A 20856-nucleotide genomic window follows, 5' to 3' on the forward strand; every position below is an offset into this window, starting at 1 on the left:
ATCGAACACCTAAGTTTTGAGCCTAGCGTTCACAGAGAAGTGAGGATGAAGCTGTGCAGTTTCACCACAATGGATATGTATCGGGCGACCCACGCATCGAGCCGGCTGCCGGAACCGGACTCAACCGACCGGCCGAACTTTCGGAGACTATGGACGTACTGATCGTCGGTGCTGGTCCGGCCGGTATCATTACTGCTGCGCAACTTTCGCAGTTCCCCGAGGTTCACACGCGCATCATCGATCGGCGCCCGCACCGTCTCGAAATCGGCCAGGCTGACGGCATCCAGGCGCGCAGCGTCGAAACTTTCCAGGCCTTCGGATTCGCTGAGCATATTACCGCCGAGGCCTACCAGATCAAGGAGACCATCTTCTGGGAGCCGGATCCGCAGAATCCGGAGAACATCATCCGCGGCGCCCGCACGCCCGATGATGCGCATGGCATTAGCGAATTTCCGCACCTGATCGTGAACCAGGCCCGCGTCATCGACTACTTTGCCGACTACGCAAAGAACTCGCCAGCACGCATCACCCCGGACTATGGCTGGGAATTCAAGACCCTCGAAGTCCAGGACGGCGAGGAATACCCTGTCAAGGCCACCTTGATTTCTACCGATGGGGAGACCAAGGGCCAAGAGCGCGTCGTGCGCGCAAAGTACGTCGTTGGCTCGGATGGAGCACGCAGCGGCGTGCGTCGTGCGATCGGCGCGCAGCTCGCCGGCGGTGCAGCAAACCATGCATGGGGTGTTATGGACACTCTTGCGCTGACAGATTTCCCCGACATCCGCACGAAGTGCGCAATCCACTCCCAGGCCGGCTCGATCTTGCTGATCCCTCGCGAGGGTGGCAACTTGTTCCGCCTCTATGTGGACCTTGGTGAAGTGCCGGAAGACAACAAGGGCAAGGTCCGCGAGACCACCCTGGACCAGGTTATCGAGCATGCCAAGGCGATCTTGCACCCTTACACCCTTGAGGTGAAGGACGTTGCATGGAATAGCGTCTACGAAGTTGGCCATCGCCTGACCGACCGATTCGATGATGTATTAGTCGAAGAGATCGGTACCCGAGAGCCACGAGTATTCATCACCGGCGATGCTTGCCACACTCACTCGGCCAAGGCCGGACAGGGTATGAACGTATCCATGCAGGACGGTTTCAACCTCGCATGGAAGCTCGGTTATGTGCTGACCGGCCGTGCTCCAGAAGAACTGTTGCGCACCTATTCAGGCGAACGTCAGGTCATCGCAAAGAACCTGATCGACTTCGATAAGGAATGGTCCTCATTGATGGCCGCCAAGCCTGAGGAATTCGAAGGCAAGGAAGGTATCGCAGAGTTCTACGTGCGAACCGCAGAATTCCCTGCAGGCTTCATGACCGAATATCAGCCATCGATCCTCACCGGTGAAAAAGACCATCAGGAGCTGGCCAAGGGCTTCCCAATCGGCAAGCGTTTCAAATCGTCAGAGGTCATGCGCTTGGGTGACAACAACCCGGTACATTTGGGTCACCACCACCGCGCAGACGGTCGATACCGCATCTACGTGTTCGCCGACCAGGCTGTGGCTGGCGCCGATTCGAAGGTGACGGACCTTTCTAAGTGGTTGCTCGAATCTCCAGATTCGCCAATCGTGAAGTTCACCCCAACGGGTGCCGACATCGATTCTCTCTTTGACGTGAAAGTGGTCTTCCAACAGGACTACACCACGTTCAACCTCAATGACGCGCCGAAGGTCTTCCGTCCAAACAATGGTAAGTACGGGCTGATGGACTACGAGAAGGTCTACGCGGTACTTGACGGTTCAGATATCTATGAGAAGCGTGAAATCTCGGGCGACGGCGCAATTGTAATCGTGCGTCCGGATCAATACGTTGCAAATATCCTGCCTCTTGATGCAACCGCTGAGCTGGCGACTTTCTTTGATGGTGTCCTGGTTCCAAAGAACTAAGAGACTCCCGAAGCCGAATAAAGATGCATAATTGCCCTGTCACGATTCATGTGGCAGGGCAATTATTGTTGTTGCCGGAATATTCAGTTCTGTATTGCTGTTTTCTATTCTAAGAAACGCCATAGTTTAGGGAGCTCCATGGAATTCAAAATCGATCTGCAGCAAGTCTCGGAGTCGGATATGGCGTGTGTCGACGGCGTATGTTTTGTTCCCCCATCACCGGAGCAAGACGAAGTCACTGGTTCAGCTGTGCCAGCAGAAAGTCACGAAGCACTACCGCATGATTAACTTCCTCGTTTTTGGCCGCATAAACGAGCGTGACTACGGGTTGATTGGCGACTAATTCCAGAAAGTCGTCGAGAGCAGGACTCTGATTGAGTTCTTGACGGTAATGCTCTGCAAACTCATCAAAACGCGCCGGATCATGGTGCCAAGCTTTGCGCAATTCAGTGGACGGGGCGATGCCCTTGGCCCAGCGCTCCAAACTGAGTTTTTCCTTTGTTTGCCCGCGCGGCCACAATCGGTCGACCAAGACCCGGAATCCGTCAGAGGCTACAGCTTCTTCGTAGGCGCGCTTGATCAGGATGTCTGTCATGGTTTTCCGGTCATTGAGCTTCATTTTGCGTGTTGGAACGGCGCTGTGTTTCATGTTGCGCCTCAAGAGCTTTGAGCCGGGCTCCTCGCCGACGCAATATCAGCCACGTAATGAGGATGATCAAGAAGATCGTGGCGCCGCTGATAGCTCCAGCAAGAGTGGCGCCACCAAACCAGGTAGCACCGGTATTCAAAATTGCTTGAGCCTTCTGCGCAGCGTCCGAGCCGTTCCAAAAGATTCCTAGAGTTAGCCAATTAGGCAGCGCGAGAATGATTGCCAGGACCGCAATAGCCCCACGCCATCGCCAGCTCAACTTTCGGTAACGAATCTGCCAAAGTACGAGCAGAGGGACCAAAGTAAAGACGAACCCGAGAGAGAACCCCGAAATCCATCCTCCGGTGGCCGATCCGACGTTCTGGCTGGAAATTCGGGTAGCCCACCAGACCGGCATAAAGATCGTAGAGATCGCATAAATTGCGAGCATGATGATGACGGCAAGTGAGCCTAGTATGAGCCGTAATTTCCAATTTGAGCGCTTATCAATAGGTGCGGATTCACCACGCGTTATCGGCGCGGTGGCCTTCGAATTCTCTCTCATGCAGGAATCATTGCACGTTTGAGCATGCCAAGCATTGAAATTGTGTAATTTCGCGTTATCTCTTGAGCGTTGAGTAGGCTAATCTGGAGATAGTCTGGTGCAAACCACCAAACACCCGTTTAACCGAAGGTCGTCAAGCGTAAGCTTGAGAGCAAATTTTCTTGGAGGACCCCAAATGTCTGAACATGGGCCGGTTGACCCGCATAACGAGTCTGCCTCCGAAACGACCAATATCTCCTTACCGGCAGCTCACAAGGTCGCAGAGCCATCGATAATTTACCCGCTGTCCGAGGACGAACGCGTCGCCGTTGCAGCGCTTCCCGCAGGATCCGCCTTGCTGATTGCTCATACCGGGCCAAATAAGGGCGCTCGTTTCCTACTGGATACCGATTCAAGCGTTGCAGGTCGCCACCCGGATGCGGACATTTTCTTGGACGATGTCACGGTTTCTCGACGGCACGCAAAGTTCGAGCGCGTTGGCGACGTTTTTAAGCTTGCCGACATTGGTTCATTGAACGGAACATACATCAATGGCGACCGTATCGATTCGGTGACCTTGGCAAACGCGGTTCAGGTGCAGATCGGTAAATTCCGTCTAAATTTCTACCAGAGCGTACCGAACGTTTAAACTAGTGAAGTACTAGTTTCCTGGCAGTCGCGCAAGTGGCTGTCGTTCCGCTTAACTATTTGAGGAGATTCTCCTTTGCCACTCTTTGATGCAGCCCGCAGTCCACGACTCGAGGCACTACGCCCCGAGAACGTGAGGGCGGCAGCACTGAATATCGGCGAAGTGCTCTCTGAACTGAAAAACGAATTCCCTCGGGTGACGGCCTCCAAGATTCGCTTCTTGGAGGACAAGGGATTAATTATCCCGCAGCGTACCTCGGCCGGGTATCGGAAATATTCCGCTTCCGATGTGAGCCGACTGCGTTTCATCCTCTCGGTACAGCGCGATCAGTACCTGCCGTTGAAGGTCATCAAGGACCACCTTGATGCCATAGACCGTGGTGAAGCTCCTGCAGCATTGCCTGGTGGAGCACCCACAGCGCCCCAGGCCGTCGATAGCGACATGGTCGAGGCTGTCGACCGTCATTCTCGTCCTGTCTCCTTGGCGGAGCTGCAGGGGTTGACGGGGGCCAGCGAAGAGCTCGTCCACGAGCTAATCAACTATGGTCTGATCGAACCGGAATCAGGCAAATTCGATGCCCATGGCGTGCGGGTCACCAAGTCCGCCGTTGATCTTGCAAATCATGGTATTGAGCCTCGCCATCTGCGTCAGTTCCGTACCGCTGCAGAACGCGAATTCTCGCTGATCGAGTCCATTATCGGAGCGGACTTGAAAAAGCCTGAAGTCTCCGCACGTGCTAGGGCAGCCGAAGAAGCCCAAGAAATCTCGCGACAGTGCCTAGAGCTTCACGAAGCGCTTGTGCAGCGTGCGATTTCCAAGCTTGATCGCTAGGCTGGGAGCAGAGACGAATTCGCAACGCTAGGGGGAGTGCATGCTTGAACTAGAATTTGCCGGCATTCGAATCCAGCTTCCATCGAATCAGCCATTGCTACTGCTTAAACGTCATGAGCAGAATCTGTATTTACCGCTGTGGATTGGCGCACCCGAAGCATCCGCTATCGCGATGTCGGAACAAGGACTTACGCCGCCGCGACCTATGACTCACGATTTGATAGTCAACATGCTTGAAGCTCTCGACGTGAAATTGCTGCGGATCGAGATCGTCTCGGTCCAGAACGCAATTTTCACCGCTGAGTTGGTACTGTCCAATGGAAAGCGCGTGGACTCTCGATCTTCTGATGCAGTCGCGCTGGCGGTACGTGCACAATGCCCAATCCTGTGTACTGAAGAAGTCATGGAATCTGCAGGTGTAGCCATCGAAATCGAATCCGAAGGCGAAGAGCTTCCCGAAGAGCAAATGCGCGAATTCCGGGAGTTCCTAGACAATATTGATCCCGAAGATTTCTCGGCTTAGCTGGGCATCAGCTCCCCACTTACGACACGCCTTAAAGTTAAGCTTGAAGGTCTTTGACCAATGCCCCTTATGGCCGTACCGTCGAAGCATAGAGAAAATTCTTGTTGACCGATTCAAGGTTCGTCATCACTCGCACCTGTCAGTCGCATGAAGTCTCTGGCCTCTCAATTGAATGAGCTTACACGCTAGGAGTATTTGGATGGAGTCTAGCCAGACCGGTCCTCGTCATGGGACCACCGGTGGCGTTCAGCGATCCAATACCCAAGGTTTGCTCTTCACCGATGATCTACCCGAGTTGGATGAACATGCCGGCTACCGGGGACCCGTCGTGTGCAAGGCTGCCGGGATCACTTACCGACAGCTGGACTACTGGGCTCGTACTGGTCTAGTCGAACCGGCGGTACGTGGAGCCAAGGGATCCGGTACTCAGCGCCTGTATTCATTCCGTGACATTCTGGTTCTGAAGGTTGTTAAACGCCTATTGGACACTGGCGTCTCACTGCAACAAATCCGTACAGCAGTGAGCCACTTGCGCGAACGCGGTGTGGAAGATCTGGCTCAGATTACGCTAATGAGCGATGGCGCTTCGGTTTATGAGTGCACCAGTGCCGACGAGGTTATCGACTTGGTTCAGGCCGGCCAAGGTGTCTTCGGCATCGCGGTAGGCCGGGTATGGCGCGAGGTTGAAGGATCCTTGGCCATGCTGCCATCCGAAAGCATCGGGGACCAAATAGTCACCGATGAGCTCGCTTCCCGCCGCGCTGCCAAGGCCGCACGTAACGTAAGCTGATGCGTATTTAGAATTAAAAAGGCTTCGGCTCGAACAATCTCCTACGAGATGTTCGAGCCGAAGTTTTTTTGTTTCTAAACTCTTTAGGACTGGCCGTTCTGCGTCGGCGCTGCGGACATGAGGTCCTTAAGCAATGCATCGAACTGCGAAAGCATTGGCGCGGTGGCCTTGCTTGGCCACTGATGCACTGAATATGCTGCGCCCTGGATCTGCTGCCATTCTGGGTGTTCGGGGATCTCTGGCTTCACCATGGAATCACCGAACATCTGACGCATTTCGTTTATCCGGAACGTATGCTCCGCCGAATCCTTGCGTACGCGGTTGGCAACCACGCTAACCGGACCCAGCGATGGAGCGAATTCACGGCGGAAAAGTTCAAGAGCGCGCTGTGTGCGTTCGGTGCCAGCCACAGAGAACAAGCTAGGCTCGGCAACTAGCAACAACTGATCCGAAGCGCTCCATGCCATACGGGTTAGACCGTTCAGCGATGGAGGGCAATCGATAAGTACCAGCTGGTATCCGCTGGTGCGGCTCAATAGCTGGGAGAGGCGTCGCAAATCTCGTGTACGAAGATCCGGACGATCATAAATTCCGGTGAACGCGTCGCCGACGGCAACATCTAGTACCGGGATTCGCGTGCGCGATTTCTTCTCGGCAGCTTTAGACTGCCATGCGCTGGCTGCGACGTTATCTTGAAGTCGCGCACGGCGGACGTTCTTGAGCATTTGCCCAATTGGCTGCTTGCCATTGACTCGGGCGCCCAGGCCGGTGCTCGCATCTGCATGCGGATCTAAATCGATCACGAGCGTCGGAATTCCGGCTGCGAGTGCTGCTGAGGCCAATCCGAGTGTTACGGAGGTTTTTCCTACGCCACCCTTGAGGCTGCTGATGCTCACTACATGCACGGACCAGACCACGCCTTTCACTGCTTGTTGATTAAACGTCCCAACGAATATTTAGTCTCTCTTTATCATAGTGTGCCGAGCGGTATTTCCCCGACTCCGCAACATGGGATTTTTAGCACGAATGTAACTAAGGTATAAAAACTGCGCTTGGACAATAGTTTGTTTCGTGGTCAGACCACATGGTGAAATGTTTGGTAATTGTGCACCCCGTCACGATAGGGTATTCACAGCAGCGGTTAAAAATATCCGTTTTGCGAGGCCCTACACCCGGGAAAACGGGAACAACGCGTCCTACCAAGGACGTCCCCGTCTCCCACAAGGGTGTGCTGAATCGATGTAGGGAAACTATGTTTGAGAAAATCTTGGTCGCCAACCGCGGTGAGATTGCAATTCGTGCTTTCCGCGCTGGTTATGAACTAGGCGCAAAAACAGTTGCTGTCTACCCATATGAAGATCGCAACTCGATCCACCGCCAGAAAGCTGGAGAGGCCTACCAGATCGGCGAAGAGGGCCACCCGGTCCGCGCCTACCTAGACATTGACGAAATCATCCGCGTCGCCAAAGAAGCCGGCGCAGATGCGATTTACCCAGGTTACGGATTCCTTTCGGAAAACCCAGACCTGGCACGTAAGTCGGCAGAAAACGGTATTAAGTTCATCGGTCCAAAGGCGGACGTGCTTGAGCTAGCCGGAAACAAGGTTGCTGCGTTGAAAGCGGCCCGCAAAGCGGGTATTCCCGTGTTGGAATCATCTGAACCGAGCGACGACGTCGACTTCCTCCTGGCCGAGGCCGACCGGATTGGCTTCCCGATCTTCGTCAAGGCAGTAGCCGGCGGTGGCGGCCGCGGCATGCGTCGTGTTGATAAGCGCGAAGACTTGCCCGAGCTAATGGGTGCGGCAATGCGCGAAGCCGGTACCGCCTTTGGCGATCCGACCGTATTCCTCGAGCAGGCGGTCCTGCGTCCGCGTCACATCGAGGTACAGATCCTCGCCGACGAGCAGGGAAATGTGGTGCACCTGCACGAGCGTGACTGCTCCTTGCAGCGTCGTCACCAGAAAGTTGTCGAGATTGCCCCGGCGCCAAACCTTGATGACTCCATCCGTCAGGCGTTGTTCCGCGACGCCGTGAAGTTTGCGACCACCTTGGGTTACCAGAACGCCGGTACCGTCGAATTCTTGGTCGACACGGTTGGCGAGCGTGCAGGCCAGCACGTGTTCATCGAGATGAACCCGCGTATCCAGGTAGAGCACACGGTGACCGAAGAAGTCACCGATATCGACCTCGTTCAGGCGCAGATGCGCATTGCCTCCGGCGAATCACTGAGCGATCTGGATATCAGCCAGGACAATATTCAGGTTCGTGGTTGGGCGCTGCAGTCGCGCATCACCACCGAGGACCCGGCCAATGGTTTCCGACCAGATGTGGGTACCATCACCGTTTACCGTTCTGCTGGTGGTTCCGGTGTGCGTCTTGACGGCGGCACCATCTACACCGGCGCCGAGGTATCCCCGCACTTTGACTCAATGCTGGTCAAGCTCACTTGCCGTGGCCGCGACTACAAGACCGCCGTTGCGCGTGCGCGCCGTGCGCTAGCCGAATTCCGCGTTCGTGGCGTCGCCACCAATATTCCGTTCATCCAGAATGTCTTGAACGATCCACAGTTCATCGCCGGAGACGTCGCGACCGACTTCATCGACTCGCGCCCGGACCTGCTGACCGGTAACGAATCCCAGGACCGTGGCACCAAGGCCCTGAACTACTTGGCTTACGTGACCGTTAATAAGCCCAATGGTGAACGTATCGATGGCATTGATCCACGCAAGAAGCTTCCGAGCTTCCCGGGGGATAAGGCTTCCGAGCCGGAGCGTTCGCCATTCGATGGGCCTTCCAAGTCGGTAGCGCCGCCGGCGGGCTGGCGTCAGAAGCTGCTGGATTTGGGTCCGGAAGGTTTCGCCAAGGCACTGCGCGACTCGCAAGCTGTGGGCGTCACCGACACCACTTTCCGTGATGCGCACCAGTCGTTGCTGGCAACTCGCGTGCGTACCCGAGATCTGCTCGCCGCAGCTCCTGCCTATGCGCACGCCGTTCCGCAGTTGTTCTCCATGGAAGTCTGGGGAGGCGCCACCTACGACGTCTCGCTTCGATTCCTGGGCGAAGATCCGTGGAAGCGTCTGGAACTACTGCGAGCCGAACTGCCGAACATCCCGCTGCAGATGCTGTTGCGTGGCCGAAACACCGTGGGCTACACGCCGTACCCAACCGAGGTCACCGACGCGTTCGTAAAGCAGGCTGCTAAGAGCGGCATCGACATCTTCCGCATCTTCGATGCGCTTAACGATGTCTCGCAGATGGCTCCGGCCATCAAGGCTGTTCGCGAAACCGGGACGGCAGTCGCCGAGGTGGCCCTGTGCTACACGGGCAATCTGCTCGATTCCAACGAGAAGCTGTACACGCTTGATTACTACCTGAATCTGGCTCAGCAGATCATCGATGCCGGTGCCCACATCATCGCCATCAAGGACATGGCAGGCCTGCTGCGTCCGGCCGCCGCGAAGAAGCTGGTCACTGCGCTGCGCGAACGCTTCGACGTTCCGGTGCACCTGCATACTCATGACACCTCCGGCGGGCAGCTCGCCACATTGATGGCAGCGATCGATGCTGGCGTGGATGCAGTGGACGTGGCTTCGGCCGCGATGGCCGGCACCACCAGCCAGCCTTCCGCTTCTGCCCTTGTGGCAGCACTTGAGCACACCGAACGGGATTCGGGGCTTTCGTTGGACGCGGTAGCTTCGCTGGAACCCTACTGGGAAGCGGTGCGTGCCATGTACAAGCCGTTCGAATCCGGGCTGCCTGCGCCAACCGGGCGTGTTTACCAGCACGAAATCCCGGGCGGCCAGCTCTCTAACCTGCGCCAGCAGGCCATCGCGCTGGGACTGGGCGAGCGTTTTGAAGCCATCGAATCCATGTACGCTTCGGTCAACGACATGCTTGGAAATGTGGTCAAGGTGACCCCGTCCTCCAAGGTTGTCGGCGATCTGGCATTGCAGCTGGTCGGCTCCGGTGTTCCTGCGGCAGATTTCGAAGCTAACCCGCAGAACTTCGACATCCCGGATTCGGTCATTCAGTTCCTCTCCGGAGAGCTAGGAAACCCTCCGGGTGGCTGGCCGGAACCATTCCGCACCAAGGCACTGCAGGGTCGCAATGTGCGCCCGCATGTTGAAGAGCTCTCCGACGAAGATTCGGCGGCGCTCAACGCCGACGATGAGACTATTCGTGCGACCTTGAACCGCTTGCTGTTCGCCGGTCCGACGCGCGACTTCGAGAAATCGGTCGAGAGCTACGGTGACCTGTCGGTGCTGCACACCCGTGACTACCTCTTCGGGCTGACCCCAGACGTCGAGCGCGTGGTGTCCCTTGGCACCGGCGTGCGCCTGCTTGTGAAGCTGATCTCGGTTTCCGAGGCCGATGAGAAGGGCCTGCGCACAGTGGTGTTCTCGCTCAACGGACAGTCGCGCCAGATCAAGGTGCGCGACGAATCGGTTGAGTCGACGGTGAAGACCGCGCCAAAGGCCGACCCGAATGATTCGGGACATGTAGCCGCACCGTTCGCCGGTGCCGTGACAGTCAACGTCAAGGTTGGCGACCTCATCGAAGCAGGCCAGTCGGTAGCCACCATCGAAGCGATGAAGATGGAAGCCGGCATCACTGCCAACGCATCGGGCGTCGTTTCACAGGTAACGTTGAACGGAACCAGCCAGGTGCAGGGCGGAGATCTGCTGCTCGTCATCGATTCCAAGTAAGTCAACGAAGGCACAGCGTTCGTTGAACAAAGGATTGTGGCCCCGGGAATTTTTCTCCCGGGGCCACACTTTTTAACTGTTGGCGTCCCTGTGCATGTGCGCATTCTATGGAAGCGGTGGGCCTTGGAGCTGATGCGGCACGATGCGCTCTGATGGCTTCGATTTACTCCAGAAGTCCGGGTAGCCTAGATCTTGTTCAAGGAGAAACATGCGGATATCGCGAAAAACAGTTCCGACGTTGAGGCCAGAGACCTTGCGGGCGAAAGCCATCGCGGCTGGCAGACTACGTCAAAACTTGCAAATTACCATCTTCGCGCTTGATGCGAACCTACCGGCCGCAGAACTTGCCGAGTTTCTTCAGGGCCAGTTGGCGCAGCTATCGCTGGATTCGCAGGTGGACGCAACTGGTCCCGAAAGAGTTCGAGCGGCACTTGCAGGACGCTTCAACAACGCCGACGTGCTAGTCGTTGTGGGCGATGACTCCGCGGAAGCAGAACCCGCGCTGATGGACCTAGTCCAGTGGCTGCTGCTAAACGGCCGGACGACACTGGCCGAGAACCTGGTGTACGTACAACTCGGTTCTAGAGCTTCAAGCAGCCCGGCGCCGGTCTTCGAACGGATTATCCTCCCTAAGAATTTTGCCCAGCAGACACAGCAAAGCGGCCGCAGGTTGCCCTGGGCCGCTTCATCCCACGAATCGTGGGAACTTGCTAATGCTGTTTTGGACTACGCGACGGGCTTGTCCGCCGAATAGATCTCCTCGATGATCGCTTCGTAGTCCTTGAAGACCACTGAGCGCTTGATCTTCAAGGAAGGGGTCAGGTGTCCGGAGGATTCGGTGAAGTCCGTCGGTACAATCCGGAAGGACTTGATTGCCTCTGCCCGGCTAACTGAAGCATTGGCTTTGTCGATGAGGCTCTGCACGTGGGTCTTTACCTGATCGAGATCGCCAGCTTGTTCTACGGTCAGCGAAGTATCGAGCTGGTGGCGTTCCAACCATCCATGCAATGCCTCAGGGTCTAAGGTGACCAGGGCCGAAATGAACGGTCGGCCGTCGCCCAAGACCACACACTGGGAAACTAGTGCATCGGCTCGAATCTGGTCTTCGAGCAGTGCAGGGATAACGTTCTTGCCGCTGGCGGTAACGATGATTTCCTTCTTGCGCCCGGTGATCCTCAAGAATCCATCGGCATCCAGCTCACCAACATCCCCGGTGCGGAACCAGCCGTCGATAAAGGTTTCCGCTTCCAGTTCGGGGCGGTTGTGATAACCGCGCATTACGCAGATGCCTTTGGCCAGAATCTCGCCATCATCCGCGATGCGTACAGCATTGCCCGGCAGCGGTGGTCCCACCGTGCCGATCTTGATGCGATCGATGGTGTTCACGGTGATGGGAGCGGTGGTCTCGGTCAGCCCATAGCCTTCGAGGACGGTCAGCCCGATCCCGTGGAAGAAGTGACCTAGGCGTTCGCCTAGTGGGGCACCGCCGGAGACTGCGTGGCGGATGTTTCCGCCCATGGCCGCGCGCAGCTTGCTGTACAGCAATGCATCGAACAGCTTGTGCTTTAGCTTGAGGACTAGAGGTACCTTGCCGGCCCCCTGCGCCTTGGAGTATGCGACAGCAACATCCACGCCTGCATGGAAGATTTTCCCCTTGCCCCCGTCTTCTGCCTTGAGCATCGAAGAGTTGTAGACCTTTTCGAAAACTCGCGGCACCGCGAGGATGAAATTCGGTTTGAAGGATTGTAGATCAGGCAAGAGATTTTTAACATCCGGAGTGTGTCCCACTCGGCAACCTGCGGAGACTGCAAGAACCGAGATATAGCGGGCGAAAACGTGCGCCAACGGCAGGAACATGATCGTCGCGGCACCCGGATACACGCACTGCGGAAGCTCGGCGGCAGCGTTTTCGGATAGTTCGACGAAGTTTCCGTGGGTCAGCTCGCACCCTTTGGGACGACCGGTGGTGCCGGAGGTGTAAATCAGGGTCGCCACATCTTTCAGCGTGGCCGATGTGCGACGTGCTTCCAACTCTTCGTCGCTGACATTTTCCCCGGCTTTGCGCAGCTCATCGAGGCCGCCTTCAAACTGCCAGATGTGGTCCAAGGATTCGAGGGCCTCTTGATGGGCCGCCTGACGGACGACATTCTCGTGGTTAGGCGATTCCACGACCATGGCGCAGGCTTCGGAGTCGGCTACGATCCATGCGACCTGGCTGGGGGAGGAAGTTTCGTAGATGGGCACGGTAATGCATCCCGCATACCAGATAGCGAAGTCTACGAGAGTCCACTCGTAGCGGGTACGGGCCATGAGCCCAATGCGTGAGCCCTGCTCAATACCGGAGGCAATGAAGCCACGTGCAATGGCCGAGGCATCGGCGGCGAACTGCGATGCAGTGATGTCCTGCCAGGCCCCACTGGCGGTAGGCACGGAGAACAAAGCCGGATTGGCTGCCGAATTTGCATGTCGTAGGAGCAGATCGGTGATGTTCGAATTTTCCGGCGAGTGGATGCGAAGTGGCGAGCTATATTCGCGCATCTGGTACTCAACTCCTGTGGTAAGTGTCCGAGGTTATAACGCTTCGTAAGCTGCGTCACATTTATATTACTCGATAGTAACGTACTAATGAAGTGCACCAAGTCGATTAGACCTTTGCCCCATCATCTCCCGGATCGCGCTGAGTCGGAAGTCTTCTCAAGAGGTAAAAAATGCCAAGAATCGCCGCGGCAGCCAAGCCGAGATAAATAAACCCCGGCGCGCTGCGGAAAAAGATTACGCAAAACAGCAATCCGAAGGGTCCGCCCGCAGCGCCGACCCACGCCAAATTCAACATCGGATCGCCACTGCCCAGGGCCGCTGGCTCTTCGGGGACGAATTCATCGGGAGTGTCGGCTGGTTCGAAATCGCGTGGGCCGCGCGCGAGCGGCCCAGTATTGAACAGCTTTTCCAATTGGGCAGCACGTTCTGCGGCGCTTGCTTCACGAGGTGCTTGTGCGTCGAGGCTTTTGAAGTTCTCCACCAACTGATCCCAGCGTGGGTCCTCGGCCTTTGAAGGCTCGTTCTCTGCAGGGCTCATTGGGCTTCTTCCCTGGCTGCGACATCGGTGAAGAAGCGCAGCGATTCTTTGAAAATCTTTGGCGCATCGTAATCCAATGTCGCCACATGCCTACTACGTGACAACGCAATTCGCTCACGCAGAATTCCCGGGCCGAGGCCTTTGAGCAATTCGTGAACGGATGCATCCGAAACCACATTGTCAACCGCGGAACGGAGCAACTGCACTGGTGCTTTCACCAATGGCAGGCGCGCCCGTGTCTGCGCAAAAAGTTTGTACACCTCGTGGACGGCCGCTACCGGCGTACGTGCGTAGGCGTTCTCATCGGCCCCGGGATAAGCAATGTCATTGCTGATCGGCGCAACGGTCCGCACCACCCGGCGCAGGTAGCCCGCGTAGGGAGCAACCGGTGAATCGATGACCAGCCCGGGGTTAACCAGAGACACGCCGCTGACATTACGACGCGTTGCTAGGTGCAGTGCCAACGCTCCGCCCATGGAGAGGCCGGCAACAAAGACATGTTCGTGCGCAGCTGCCAGTTCGTCGAAGGCGTCCTCCGTCGCTTGGATCCATTGCCCGAAAGGCTGGCCGATCAGATCCTGCCAGCGTGTCTCATGCCCGGGAAGTATGGGAACACTCGTGTGCACACCGTGGTGTTGCAGCGACTCGGCCCAAGGGCGCATGGCCGTCGTGGAGCCGGTGAAACCGTGGATCAGCAGTACCGCCACGTCCGAAGCTGACCCGGCTTCCGGGACCAAAGAAGTATCTTTCATTATGCGCACCCCTAAAATTCAACGGTTCACTGTCGAGCGTAGTGCACAATTGTATGGTGTGGGCCAAGGCGCCGTCCGGTTGTCACCCGCCAAAAGTTGTTCGAAGACGAGAAGAAGGAAACGCCACCCCGTGCTCTACGACTTTCTTAAACGGTTCGCAGTCCGGCCACTGTTGCGTGTTTTCTTCAGGATCGACCTCCGAGGGATTGAAAATATCCCCGAGCATGGTGCAGCGATCCTCGCCTCGAACCATCTGTCGGTCAGCGATTCGGTCTTCCTGCCAGGGAGTCTTGAGCGCCCCGTCATTTTTCTCGCCAAGGAGGATTATTTCAACGGCAAGGGGCCCAAGGGGCGCTTCGTCGCCTGGTTCTTCCGAAATATCAATCAGCTACCGATGGACCGCTCCGGAGGAAAAGGCTCGGCCGCCTCGCTGGACAGCGCCAACCGCGCATTGCAGGAGGGCAAGCTGTTGGGAATCTACCCGGAAGGCACGCGTTCGCCCGATGGCAGGCTATACCGAGCCAAGTTGGGAGTAGCGAAGCTCGCCTTGGAATCCGGTGCCCCGGTTATTCCGATCGCCATGATCGGCACCGATAAGGTCCAACCGATCGGGCGGGCCATCCCTCGGCCTGGCCGGATCGGCATCCGCATCGGAGAGCCGCTGGATTTCAGCCAGTACGCCGGACAGGTCGATGACCCGCAGTCGCTACGACATGTGGCCGACGAAATCCGCAAAGCCATCAATGAGCTTTCCGGACAGATCTACGTCGACGTTTACGCACCGAAGAAAATCAAAAAATAGTTGTTCGCGCATTGCGCGTGACTGCCTTTATCGGTGTGTTACGTCGTGCTGTTACATTCATCGCGGTGCTTTGATGGTCTCGGACGTAGAATTGTTAAGGTGAGCGAAGAAAACCGAACCCCATTGCCTGGCTCTTCTGTAGCCGGCCCCGCCACCGACCCTCAACTTGATGCGTGGCGTGATTTGCCTATTGCCCAACAGCCCACCTGGCGTGAGCACCCGGACTATAGTGCCTCGATATCCGAGCTGGGTTCACGTCCGCCACTGGTATTTGCCGGTGAAGTGGATATCCTCCGCGAACGCCTTGCAGCCGCCGCGCAGGGTAAAGCCTTCTTGCTGCAGGGCGGCGACTGCGCCGAGACCTTCGACGCGGCCACCGCGGATAAGATCTCAGCTCGTGTGAAGACCATTTTGCAGATGGCTGTCGTCCTGACCTATGGCGCTTCGATGCCAGTGATCAAGATGGGACGCATGGCAGGCCAGTTCGCTAAGCCACGTTCCTCGAACGATGAGACGCGCGATGGCGTAACCCTGCCGGCCTTCCGTGGCGACATCGTCAACGGCTATGACTTCACGCCAGAGTCCCGTGCGCATGATCCGAAGCGTCTGGTCCAGGCCTACAACACTTCATCGGCCACGCTGAACCTGATCCGCGCTTTCACCCAAGGTGGATTCGCAGATCTGCGTAGTGTCCACTCGTGGAACGCTGGCTTCATGGCTAACCCTGCGCACTCTGCCTATGAGCAGCTTGCCGGCGAGATCGACTCGGCCATCCGTTTCATGGATGCCTGCGGAGCCGATTTCGAAGCACTGAAGCGTACCGAGTTCTTCGCCTCCCACGAGGCGTTGCTGCTGGACTACGAGCGCGCCTTGACCCGTACGGATTCGCGTACCGGCCAGCCATACGACACCTCGGGGCACTTCCTGTGGATCGGTGAACGCACCCGCCAGTTGGATCACGCACATGTGGACTTCTTGTCACGCGTGCGCAACCCGATTGGAGTGAAGCTTGGCCCGAACACCTCGCCAGACGACGCACTGGCACTGATCGAGAAGCTGGATCCGAACCGCGAACCAGGACGATTGACCTTCATCACCCGAATGGGTGCGCAGAACATTCGCGAGAAGCTGCCAAATCTGGTCGAGAAGGTCACCGCCTCCGGTGCCCAGGTGCTCTGGGTGACCGACCCGATGCACGGCAACACCGTCACCAGCGAGAACGGGTACAAGACCCGCAAATTCGATGATGTCATGGACGAAGTTCGTGGTTTCTTCGAGGTCCACGATTCGCTGGGCACCTTCCCAGGTGGCCTGCACGTGGAAATGACCGGCGACGATGTGGCCGAGTGCCTCGGCGGCGCCGATCCAATCCGTCAGGAACAGTTCGACGATCTCTACGAGTCGGTCTGTGACCCACGCCTGAACCACAAGCAGTCCCTGGAAATGGCCTTCTTGGTCTCCAGTGCACTGCAGAGCCGCGGTCGTCGCTAAACGCCCGAAGCTCTGAAAACCTTGGCCTCCCGCGTTTGCGGGAGGCCAAGGTTTTTTGTTGAGCGGAGCTTTTAGTCTAGAAAGCGTAGAGGCTGACTTCACTGCCACGAACGGCGCGCTGGTTCAAGGGGGTTTGCATGCGGACCGTATCCGAGAAGCCGCCAAGCACCGATCGCGTCGAGACGGTGAAGCCAGCTGTTTCCAGCGTTTCGGTCGCCTCGGCCAGACTCAGACCGATCACCGACGGCACCTGAAGGTATTCAGGTCCCTTGGACACGTGGGCGGTGACAGTGCTGCCAAACTCGACGGTCTGGCGCCGCGGGCTCTGATCCGCGACCAGCCCCTGGTCAACCTCCGAGGAGTGCTGCTGTTCGCCGAGCTTCAGCTTCAGTCCGGCCTCGCTCAGGGCCTGTTTGGCGTGCGCCGGTGTCATACCCACGAGGTTTGGCACCTGGACCGGTGCCGGCCCACGCGAGAGCACCAAAGTCACGGTGTTCTTTCGCCCCGATAGCTCGCCGGCAGCCGGCGAGCTGGAAATGACCTGTCCCTTGGCGATGGACGAGGAATATTCCTGGCTCGTCTTCACCTTGGCTAGGCCCAGATCGGAGAGTTGATCCGTGGCCTCAGATTCCGTCAATCCTTCAAGCGCTGGAATTTCGAAGCGTTCCGGGCCGCGGGAAATCAGTAATTCGACGCCCTGGAACTTCATCATGCTTTCACCGGTGCTCGGCTGGGATTGCACTACCCGGCCCACTGCGATCTCATCGTCATAGACGGTGTTCACCCGCACCGGCACACCTTGTTCGTCGAATTGGGCGACAACTTGGTTTTGCAACATTCCGGTCAGCGATGGGATCCGAATAATGCTTCCCGGACCGCGGCCGAAGAACCATGCACCAGCGACGACCAATGCGACGATGAAGATGAATGCCATCGTGATCACCGCGCGCCTTCCGGCAGACTTGGGGTTCACCAATTGGTGAGTGGGTACTTGCGCGGTTTTGCGCCATTGTTTAGCCGCACGTTTTTGCTCTTGCTTTTGTGCGCGGGCGGTACCTTTGACGATCGCTGGGGCCACAGGCCCACTGGCTACCGAGGCTGAATCGTCGAACCCAGCTAAATCTTCGCGAGAGTAAGCCGCGGTGGCGTTCATTTCAGGTAGCGCTTGGACAGCGTCACCGGGGGACAGCAGAGGTGTCACCATAGTGGCCTGTGCCTCGCGAAGGTCAAGAACCTCGGTAGCTTGGGAGGTGCTAATGACTGTGGTGACATCTTCACCTGGAACCGCGGAATAGTCTTCAGTCGATGAGGCTACCGGTTCGCCGAGAGTATTTTCTTCCATCCACCATGGCTGGCGTCGTTCTTCGCGGTAACGCTGCCACTCATCAAGTCGTTGTTGCACAGTGGTAGGCATTGCCGTGGCAGCCAATGGAGCGAGATCCGAAATTTGGCCTAGGGAATCGGCGTCAAGGTCGAGTTCATCATCGGTGAGTGTGGATCGAATTTGGATGACGTCATCCAGTAAGAAGCCCGCATTCTGCGGTCGGTGCTCCGGGTCTTTTTCTGTGCAGCAGCGCACCAGTTCATCGAGGTCTTCGCTGAGTCCTGGAATTATCGCTGAGGGCAATGGCATCGGCGAATCGAGATGTTGCTTCATCATCGCCGCGGGATTAGATATCGGGAATGGCAGCTGCCCGGTGAGCATTTGATAGATCATGATGCCAACGGCGTAAATGTCGCTGCGCGAATCGGAAGGTGCCCCGGAAACTAGTTCAGGGGAGACATGCGAGAGCGTGGCGACAAGAGTCCCGGACTGTGTATGCGCGCTTGCCGCGCGCGCCAGACCAAAGTCGGTGATCTTGATTTCGCCATTGTCTGAAAGTAATACGTTCGCCGGTTTCATATCCCGGTGCACAATGCCTTCAAGATGAGCGGCGCGTAGTCCGCTACAGATTCGTTCGAGAACGCTGAGTGTCTGCCGTGGAGTAAACCTTCCATGCTCCTCGATAACTTGGGCGAGATTGCGTCCGCGAACGTACTCCATCACCAGATAAACGTGGCTTCCGGAGACCGCATGGTCACGGATGGAGACCACATTTGGGTGGGAGATGTTCGCTGCGATAATTGCTTCCGACTCGAAGCGTTCGCGGACCAGAGATTCGCTGGCAAAATTTTCATCCAGCACCTTGACCGCCACAGAGCGGTGCAAGTTCTGATCCATTGCCCGGTATACCCGTGAGGTCCCGCCCAGCGCTATCAGCGTATCTAGCCGATACCGATTGCCGAGTACTTGTCCTACGAGTGAATCTCGTCGATCCGGGCTAATCAAAGAAAAACTCCTGCCACAATGGAGCACTGATGACGAGTCGGGGACACGACCGGGCTCCTTTCGAACACAGATACTAAGTGTAGATTACTCAGCTGGCCTGAGAATTTCACGAGTTAAAATCGAAATCCGCCAGTAGAGTTGCCACTGACGGATTTCGGACAGCAACCCGGGTTGCGAGAACTACCTCGGGTGCAGCTATTACTCTAAGAAGCGCGACGTGCCCGAGCAGCGCGACGCTTTAAGGCACGACGCTCGTCTTCACTCATGCCGCCCCAGACGCCGGCATCCTGCCCGGACTCGATGGCCCACTGCAGGCAGGTTTCCGTGACGTCGCATCGACGGCATACGCTTTTGGCCTCTTCGATCTGCAAGAGGGCCGGACCGGTGTTACCCACCGGGAAGAAAAGTTCCGGGTCCTTATCCAGACACGCCGCGCGGCTACGCCAATCCATGCTTATTGATGCTCCTTGAAATATTTAGGGGAACGAAGACCTCCCGGAAAACGTCACAAATTGAAAACAACTGCGAATTGGAAATGCAGTTGCGTTACGTTGTGTGTACCGGAATGGTCCTCGATGAGTTGGAGAGGTACGAGCAGAGATGTTCGTTTAACCAACCACATTAGGTTTTCATGTTACGAGAAAGTAAACAAGAGTCACGGAAGTGAAATGTGGTTGAATGCCTGAGTGCTTTCTCACATGGATTTCCAAGGCTCTCTGCGCTATCTGAAGGGGTTGTGGTCGGCGCCATGTTCGCCGCCGACACCGTGCGTTTGAGTTCCTGAGGTGCTTGCACGAAAATTGTTCTCGTGAGCAATAATGAATCTTCCGTATCCCGACCTACTAGCGTTTTCGCCGTTGCTGCCCTGACGATGCTCGAAGCTGTGGCGGTATTGGTTTACGCGGTCAACTACCTTCTACATCTCTCGGACGCGGGGGATCTGAACATGGGCGGCCGAATTTTCATGCTCGTCCTGTGCATCGCCGCAGGAGCCTGGCAGGCCAGCGTTTCCATTAACTTCTACAAGGGCAAGGCCTTCACGCGTGCACCGATCATCGTGTGGCAACTGTTCCAGCTGATCCTCTCGTTCTCCTTCATTCAAGGTCCGTTTCGGGGCATCGCCATTGCGGCCATCGTAATTGCCGGAATCATCGTCGTGATGTTGTTTGCACCCAAGACAACGGAATTTTTGGGAGATCGACCGCAGTCCTAGATTTCATCCTTGTTGATATAGAAGGCGCGTGGTTGCCCACGGAAACTGGCAATCGCGCGCCATTTTTTTACCCGTTGTCCCGATTCGCGGGAACTCAATGGTTCCCACGCCATGGGTTGCATATCGTGCGGATGGTGGGCCTCGATGATTACAACACAACGGTTATCAAGTGCCATCCCTGGTGCCCCGATCTCATAGGCAAGCCGGCCAGATGGCGGTACAAACAGCACCGGCACTACCGCGTGGCTCAACGCAACGTTCAATAGACCGGCAAGTCGGGGATCGTTCGTATGCTCGAGTACCAGCGCGATATGCCCCGGCGTGAGCTGGTCCAGCCGTGATTCGAACTCGTCGATTCCGCGCACACGATCTAGCGACCACCGGTGACACAGGCATTGGCTTAGCTCTTCTCGGATCACCGGGTTTGCGCAGATCAGGATAGTCATCGCCGATGCGGGAAGGCTCAATGTGGCAGCCACAAGTGACCGTCTGCCAAGCGGGAGCGTCCCTGGCTCGGATAGGCATGCAGAATCTTCGATATTCGTCGTCCACAGACTTTGCGCGAAAGGTGCCGAACGGG

Annotated in this window: 19 protein-coding genes; 10 read left to right on the top strand and 9 right to left on the bottom strand. The window is 56.9% G+C overall.

The features are described 5' to 3' along the window. The first annotated feature begins 53 nt into the window (after positions 1-53). The gene (locus LG294_RS05635; protein ID WP_404290325.1) at positions 54-1943 is read left to right on the top strand and encodes an FAD-binding monooxygenase; all 1890 of its coding nucleotides are present in this window, start codon (positions 54-56) and stop codon (positions 1941-1943) included. A 235-nt stretch (positions 1944-2178) separates the two neighbouring features. Here LG294_RS05635 and LG294_RS05640 read toward each other — a convergent pair whose 3' ends face one another. Together LG294_RS05640 and LG294_RS05645 are read right to left on the bottom strand one after the other, a co-directional pair. Beyond that, positions 2179-2562, bottom strand: a complete 384-nt coding sequence (locus LG294_RS05640; protein ID WP_404290327.1) for a DUF488 domain-containing protein — start codon at positions 2560-2562, stop codon at positions 2179-2181. Continuing rightward, complete coding sequence (locus tag LG294_RS05645; protein WP_404290329.1) at positions 2549-3136, bottom strand: hypothetical protein; 588 nt, start codon at positions 3134-3136, stop codon at positions 2549-2551. The genes LG294_RS05640 and LG294_RS05645 overlap by 14 nt, the downstream gene beginning before the upstream one ends. A gap of 175 nt (positions 3137-3311) precedes the next feature. On the opposite strand from LG294_RS05645, the gene LG294_RS05650 reads away from it, so the two are divergent. The 4 genes from LG294_RS05650 (at position 3312) to LG294_RS05665 (ending at position 5908) form a co-directional block, all read left to right on the top strand. Then, positions 3312-3764, top strand: coding sequence for an FHA domain-containing protein (locus LG294_RS05650; protein ID WP_404290331.1), 453 nt, complete (start codon positions 3312-3314; stop codon positions 3762-3764). 75 nt (positions 3765-3839) lie between these two features. Continuing rightward, the gene (locus tag LG294_RS05655) at positions 3840-4595 is read left to right on the top strand and encodes a MerR family transcriptional regulator (RefSeq protein ID WP_404290333.1); all 756 of its coding nucleotides are present in this window, start codon (positions 3840-3842) and stop codon (positions 4593-4595) included. Between the two features lie 40 nt (positions 4596-4635). Further along, positions 4636-5118: a bifunctional nuclease family protein gene (locus tag LG294_RS05660; RefSeq protein ID WP_404290335.1), complete on the top strand. Its 483-nt coding sequence runs from the start codon at positions 4636-4638 to the stop codon at positions 5116-5118. 199 nt (positions 5119-5317) lie between these two features. Next, entirely contained in the window at positions 5318-5908 is a 591-nt protein-coding gene (locus LG294_RS05665; protein WP_404290337.1) for a MerR family transcriptional regulator, read from the top strand. Between the two features lie 83 nt (positions 5909-5991). Here LG294_RS05665 and LG294_RS05670 read toward each other — a convergent pair whose 3' ends face one another. Further along, positions 5992-6813: a ParA family protein gene (locus LG294_RS05670; RefSeq protein WP_404290339.1), complete on the bottom strand. Its 822-nt coding sequence runs from the start codon at positions 6811-6813 to the stop codon at positions 5992-5994. 347 nt (positions 6814-7160) lie between these two features. On the opposite strand from LG294_RS05670, the gene LG294_RS05675 reads away from it, so the two are divergent. Both LG294_RS05675 and LG294_RS05680 read left to right on the top strand, forming a co-directional pair. Beyond that, a complete protein-coding gene (locus tag LG294_RS05675) occupies positions 7161-10613 on the top strand; it encodes a pyruvate carboxylase (RefSeq protein ID WP_404290341.1) in 3453 nt (1150 codons plus the stop codon). Positions 10614-10821: 208 nt separating this feature from the next. Beyond that, positions 10822-11367: a hypothetical protein gene (locus LG294_RS05680; protein ID WP_404290343.1), complete on the top strand. Its 546-nt coding sequence runs from the start codon at positions 10822-10824 to the stop codon at positions 11365-11367. Here the strand turns inward: LG294_RS05680 and LG294_RS05685 are convergent. The 3 genes from LG294_RS05685 to LG294_RS05695 form a co-directional block, all read right to left on the bottom strand. Then, positions 11340-13151 carry an AMP-dependent synthetase/ligase gene (locus LG294_RS05685; RefSeq protein WP_404290345.1) on the bottom strand — a complete coding sequence of 604 codons (1812 nt, stop codon included), beginning with the start codon at positions 13149-13151 and terminating at the stop codon, positions 11340-11342. The genes LG294_RS05680 and LG294_RS05685 overlap by 28 nt on opposite strands. A 106-nt stretch (positions 13152-13257) precedes the next feature. Continuing rightward, positions 13258-13689 (bottom strand): hypothetical protein, encoded by a 432-nt coding sequence (locus LG294_RS05690; RefSeq protein WP_404290347.1) that lies wholly within the window; start codon positions 13687-13689, stop codon positions 13258-13260. After that, positions 13686-14441: an alpha/beta hydrolase gene (locus LG294_RS05695; RefSeq protein ID WP_404290349.1), complete on the bottom strand. Its 756-nt coding sequence runs from the start codon at positions 14439-14441 to the stop codon at positions 13686-13688. The genes LG294_RS05690 and LG294_RS05695 overlap by 4 nt, the downstream gene beginning before the upstream one ends. Before the next feature lie 130 nt (positions 14442-14571). Between LG294_RS05695 and LG294_RS05700 the strand changes: the two genes are divergently transcribed. Together LG294_RS05700 and LG294_RS05705 are read left to right on the top strand one after the other, a co-directional pair. Continuing rightward, the gene (locus LG294_RS05700) at positions 14572-15243 is read left to right on the top strand and encodes a lysophospholipid acyltransferase family protein (RefSeq protein WP_404290351.1); all 672 of its coding nucleotides are present in this window, start codon (positions 14572-14574) and stop codon (positions 15241-15243) included. 99 nt (positions 15244-15342) lie between these two features. Continuing rightward, entirely contained in the window at positions 15343-16734 is a 1392-nt protein-coding gene (locus LG294_RS05705; protein WP_404290353.1) for a class II 3-deoxy-7-phosphoheptulonate synthase, read from the top strand. A 76-nt stretch (positions 16735-16810) separates the two neighbouring features. Here the strand turns inward: LG294_RS05705 and LG294_RS05710 are convergent, their stop codons facing one another. After that, positions 16811-18955: a PASTA domain-containing protein gene (locus LG294_RS05710; RefSeq protein ID WP_404290355.1), complete on the bottom strand. Its 2145-nt coding sequence runs from the start codon at positions 18953-18955 to the stop codon at positions 16811-16813. 311 nt (positions 18956-19266) lie between these two features. Beyond that, entirely contained in the window at positions 19267-19515 is a 249-nt protein-coding gene (locus tag LG294_RS05715) for a WhiB family transcriptional regulator (protein WP_265161012.1), read from the bottom strand. Positions 19516-19871: 356 nt separating this feature from the next. Between LG294_RS05715 and LG294_RS05720 the strand changes: the two genes are divergently transcribed. After that, positions 19872-20276, top strand: coding sequence for a hypothetical protein (locus LG294_RS05720; protein WP_404290357.1), 405 nt, complete (start codon positions 19872-19874; stop codon positions 20274-20276). On the opposite strand, the gene LG294_RS05725 is transcribed toward LG294_RS05720, so the two are convergent. Then, positions 20273-20743: a hypothetical protein gene (locus LG294_RS05725; protein ID WP_404290359.1), complete on the bottom strand. Its 471-nt coding sequence runs from the start codon at positions 20741-20743 to the stop codon at positions 20273-20275. The genes LG294_RS05720 and LG294_RS05725 overlap by 4 nt on opposite strands. Positions 20744-20856 lie beyond the last annotated feature (113 nt).

It is taken from the genome of Glutamicibacter arilaitensis (assembly GCF_044793945.1).
GTDB classification, from domain to species: domain Bacteria; phylum Actinomycetota; class Actinomycetes; order Actinomycetales; family Micrococcaceae; genus Glutamicibacter; species Glutamicibacter arilaitensis_B.